We start from the raw sequence: 3,846 nt of genomic DNA, 5'->3' as shown, positions 1-3,846 counted from the left end.
CCCCGATCGCGGTGGCGCAGGCCGCCGAAGGATAGGCCCCGGACCACCCGGCCTGACAGAACCGGATGGCGGCGCTATGATCGCGCCCGCCACAACGCCATGACACCGACGGGAGATACAGCTCATGCCTTTCATCCGCGCCCTGCCCGCCGGGCTGTGCCTTGGCATGGGTCTTGTCATGGCGGCGTCATGCGCCCATGCCCGCTCGCATCATTTCGAAGTGCATCAGCGCCACCCCCATACCAATTCACCCTACGGGTACATCCGCAATTACGAACCCGCTTACGACCGGCAGGATCCCCGCTACATCTCCGCCACGCAGCGGTGTGAAACGCAGTCTTCCATCGGGGCGCTGTACAACGGCAGCGGGAACAGCACACAGGTCGCGGCGGGCAGCAGCCACAAGAAATATTTCGCCGTGTGCATGGTGGAAGCCGGAGCATGGAAGGCACATTACGAAAGTAACGTAGGCGGGCGGATCGACCAGTAAGAGACGAATTTGGTAAAGCTTCTTGCCAAAAGCTTCAGGGAACGCCGCCTTCCTGAACAGGGGCGGCCCCTGAAAACTTTTACCTGTCTATCGGTTCAGATAATCAACGGCCCGGTGGCGCCATGAATTCCGGCCCCACGGGATCCTTGATGCAGGTCCGCAGGATCGTATCGATCTCGCGCAGGTCATCGGCATCCAGATGCCAGCCACAGGCGTCCGCCACCGCCGCGATCTGGTCCGGGCGGCGCGCGCCCCACAGCGCGATGGTCGGCCCCTGATCCAGCACCCAGCGAATCGCCAGCGCCAGAAGCGACTTGCCATGCCGCTCACGCGCGAAGTCCTGCAACTGCCGCACCGCCTCCAGATACTGGGCGAAACGCGGCGACTGGAACTTCGGGTCGGCGCTGCGCAGGTCGTCGGAGCCGAATTCCGTCCGCGCCGTCATCTTGCCCGACAGCAGGCCACGACATAGCGGCCCATAGGCCAGAATGGCCAGATCGTGCTGGCGGGCATAGGGCAGGATGTCGCGCTCCATCTCGCGCTCGAACAGGTTATAGGGCGGCTGCACGGCGGATAGCGGAGCGAATGCCCGGAACGCCTCCATCTGGTCCACGGTGAAATTGCTTACGCCAAGGGCCAGCACCTTGCCCTCACGCACCAGTTCTTCGAGGGTGCGGGCGGTTTCCTCCATCGGAACGGCCGAATCAGGCCAGTGGACCTGATAGAGATCGATGTAATCGGTGCGCAGGCGGCGCAGCGAGTCCTCGATTTCCTTGCGGATGCGCGCGGCCGACGTGTTGCGGAACGGCTTGTGGTCCGCCGTCCAGTCAAGGCCGACCTTGGTGGCGATGGCCACCCTGTCACGCCGCCCCTGAAGGGCCTGCCCCACGATTTCCTCCGAATGGCCAAAACCGTAGACGGGCGCGGTGTCCACCAATGTGATGCCCAGTTCAACCGCTTCGTGAATGGTGGCGATGGCCTGCCGGTCATCCGGGCCGCCCCACATCCAGCCACCAATGGCCCATGTGCCCAGGGCGATGCGCGATACGGGATGTTTCAGCCCACGGATCGTGGTGGTTTCCATCACAGACGTTTCCGTCATGAAGTCTTCTCCCTGTCTGTACATTGGTCATGGCGGATATTTTCCCCGCGGGCGTGACTGTGCCACAGCATGCGCGCGCATGTTACCCTCCCCCCGCCGCCACGGGAGAAGGGAACGGTCCCTTTTTGCGGGACCAACCCTTCCGTCAGGCTGGCAGGCACCGTATGCAGGGAATCTGCTGCCCGCAACGGAGTGCCGATCTTGCGCAAGATAGCCTTTCTCGCCCCCCTGGCCTGCCTTGCGGCCTGCGCGTCCGGCCCCGGGGATCACGCCCACCGGGCCATGACGCCCGCCGCGCAGTACGCCACGGGCACGGGCCCGCTGGTCGTGAACACGCATGTGCCCGATTTCGCCACCCGTGGTTACGAACCTTTTACCCGACAGGACGTGGTGGCCATCGCCCTGCGCGAATGGCGGCTGTTCGGCCAGCCGGTCAGTGATGACGACCCGCTGCTGCGCCCCGAACCCACAACGCCCGCCGTCAAGCCCGAACGCACGCCCGGCCTGTGGCAGCGCGTGGGCGAATACTGGTGGATCGGGCAGGACCCGGAGGAGACCGAAGCCTCATGGGATGGCAAGCACGACGCGGACGGGCACATAACCGATTTCGTGCATGACGGGCTTTACGCGTGGTCGGCGGCCTTCATTTCCTATGTGATGCGGGTGACGGGGGCGAATGACCGCTTCGCCTATTCCCCCAATCACGCGACCTATATCAATGCCGCCGCATCGGGGCAGGAAAAGGGCGTCAGGGCGCGCAATCCCGCCCATTACGCCCCGAAGGCGGGGGATCTGATCTGTGTGGGGCGCGGGGCCAGCAAATCGGTGCGCTTTCGCGACCTGCCGACTCCGCAGGGCTTTCCCGCCCATTGCGGCATCGTGGTGGCCACTGGGCAGGATGACGCGCCCTTCGGCCACCAGCTCAGCATCATCGGTGGCAACATAGATGACGCGGTCGCCCTGACCCATGTGCCGATCGCCCCCGATGGACGCCTGACCGACCGCAGGGGCAACAGTCTCGACCCACGTTACCCGTGGTGCGTGGTGCTGCAGGTCCGTTACGACGCCGACCGCGAACCCGTCACCAGCCAGTAGGGCGCCGTATCAGCTGCATGCAGGGCAGTCGGGACGCCTGCCAGCCCGCAAGGCGGCCACGGCGGCCGGTGGCGTCCTCCGGTCCCTCGAATCCATCGGCCACGTTGAACACGTTGTGGTAACCGGCTTCATAGGCCGCGTGGGCGGCGGCCATGCTGCGCATGCCGGAACGGCAGATGAAGTAAATCCGCGCGGTCTTACCAATCCCCGCCTTTTCCAGCGTGGCGATGAAATCGGGATTGATCTCCCCCACCGGCGGCAACTGCCAGCTGTCGCGCACCACTTCCTTGCCCGCGCCGGACAGGTCGGGCACGCCCACCTGCGCCCACTCCATGGGGGTGCGTACGTCCACCAGATAGGTATCGGGATCGCCCTGCACGGCTTCCCATGTGGCGGCGGGTGAAATATCTTCAATCATTACCGTTTCCTTTCTGCGGCAAAACCTGTTGCCGGGATATGCCAAGTCGCCGCCATTCCTGATAGTAGGGAATGAAATACGCACGACATGACTGAACCTGCCACCAGCCGTGCCGCATGATATTATCCAGACCAGTGAAGGTGCTGCCTTATGGCCAAAAGTGCAAATCCCGTCTTGCCCCTCTCCCCCGACATGCCGGCCGCCGTCGGCCACACGCCGCTGATCCGGCTGCGGCAGGCGTCGGAAGCGACGGGATGCGATATTTACGGCAAGGCGGAATTCATGAACCCCGGCGGTTCGGTCAAGGATCGGGCGGCGCTGGCCATCATCAACGACGCCGAGCGCCGGGGCGTGCTCAGGCCCGGCGGCACGATCGTGGAAGGCACGGCGGGCAATACCGGCATCGGGCTGACGCTGGTGGCCAACGCGCGCGGCTACCGCTCGATCATCGTCATGCCGGAAACCCAGAGCCAGGAAAAGATCGACTTCCTGCGCATGATCGGCGCGGATCTGCGCCTTGTGCCCGCCAAACCGTTCCGGGATCCGGGCAACTACGTCCATGTCTCGCGCCGTCTGGCCGAGGAAACGGGCGGCGTGTGGGCCAACCAGTTCGACAACACCGCCAACCGTGAGGGGCACCGCCACACCACCGCCCCCGAAATCTGGGAACAGACCGAAGGCCGGATCGACGCCTTCACCTGCTCGTGCGGCACGGGCGGCACGCTGGCGGGCGTCACGCTG

General features: G+C 64.8%; 5 protein-coding genes. 3 read left to right on the top strand and 2 right to left on the bottom strand.

Annotated features, from left to right (window positions below; translation table 11 throughout):
• Window positions 1-124: 124 nt before the first annotated feature.
• On the top strand, window positions 125-490 hold the full coding sequence (locus JCM25156_RS10815) for a hypothetical protein (protein ID WP_025813092.1): 366 nt from the start codon (window positions 125-127) through the stop codon (window positions 488-490).
• A 103-nt stretch (window positions 491-593) separates the two neighbouring features.
• Here JCM25156_RS10815 and JCM25156_RS10810 read toward each other — a convergent pair whose 3' ends face one another.
• Window positions 594-1,592 (bottom strand): aldo/keto reductase, encoded by a 999-nt coding sequence (locus tag JCM25156_RS10810; protein ID WP_034959380.1) that lies wholly within the window; start codon window positions 1,590-1,592, stop codon window positions 594-596.
• Between the two features lie 201 nt (window positions 1,593-1,793).
• Between JCM25156_RS10810 and JCM25156_RS10805 the strand changes: the two genes are divergently transcribed.
• Complete coding sequence (locus tag JCM25156_RS10805) at window positions 1,794-2,687, top strand: DUF2272 domain-containing protein (RefSeq protein ID WP_025813089.1); 894 nt, start codon at window positions 1,794-1,796, stop codon at window positions 2,685-2,687.
• On the opposite strand, the gene JCM25156_RS10800 is transcribed toward JCM25156_RS10805, so the two are convergent.
• Window positions 2,674-3,105 (bottom strand): rhodanese-like domain-containing protein, encoded by a 432-nt coding sequence (locus JCM25156_RS10800; RefSeq protein WP_025813088.1) that lies wholly within the window; start codon window positions 3,103-3,105, stop codon window positions 2,674-2,676. The two genes, JCM25156_RS10805 and JCM25156_RS10800, sit on opposite strands and share 14 nt — an antisense overlap.
• Before the next feature lie 150 nt (window positions 3,106-3,255).
• Here JCM25156_RS10800 and JCM25156_RS10795 point away from each other — a divergent pair.
• Window positions 3,256-3,846: pyridoxal-phosphate dependent enzyme (locus JCM25156_RS10795; RefSeq protein WP_025813087.1), on the top strand; the 591-nt coding region annotated here is incomplete at its 3' end.

The organism is Komagataeibacter kakiaceti JCM 25156 (assembly GCF_000613305.1).
The sequence above is the reverse complement of the archived record's forward strand: the minus strand, read 5'-3'. Positions and strand labels throughout refer to the sequence as shown.

Bases quoted from the DNA above. Each gene is read 5' to 3' on its own strand.
- JCM25156_RS10815 (WP_025813092.1), top strand. From the start codon at position 125: ATGCCTTTCATCCGCGCCCTGCCCGCCGGGCTGTGCCTTGGCATGGGT.
- JCM25156_RS10810 (WP_034959380.1), bottom strand. From the start codon at position 1,592: ATGACGGAAACGTCTGTGATGGAAACCACCACGATCCGTGGGCTGAAA.
- JCM25156_RS10800 (WP_025813088.1), bottom strand. From the start codon at position 3,105: ATGATTGAAGATATTTCACCCGCCGCCACATGGGAAGCCGTGCAGGGC.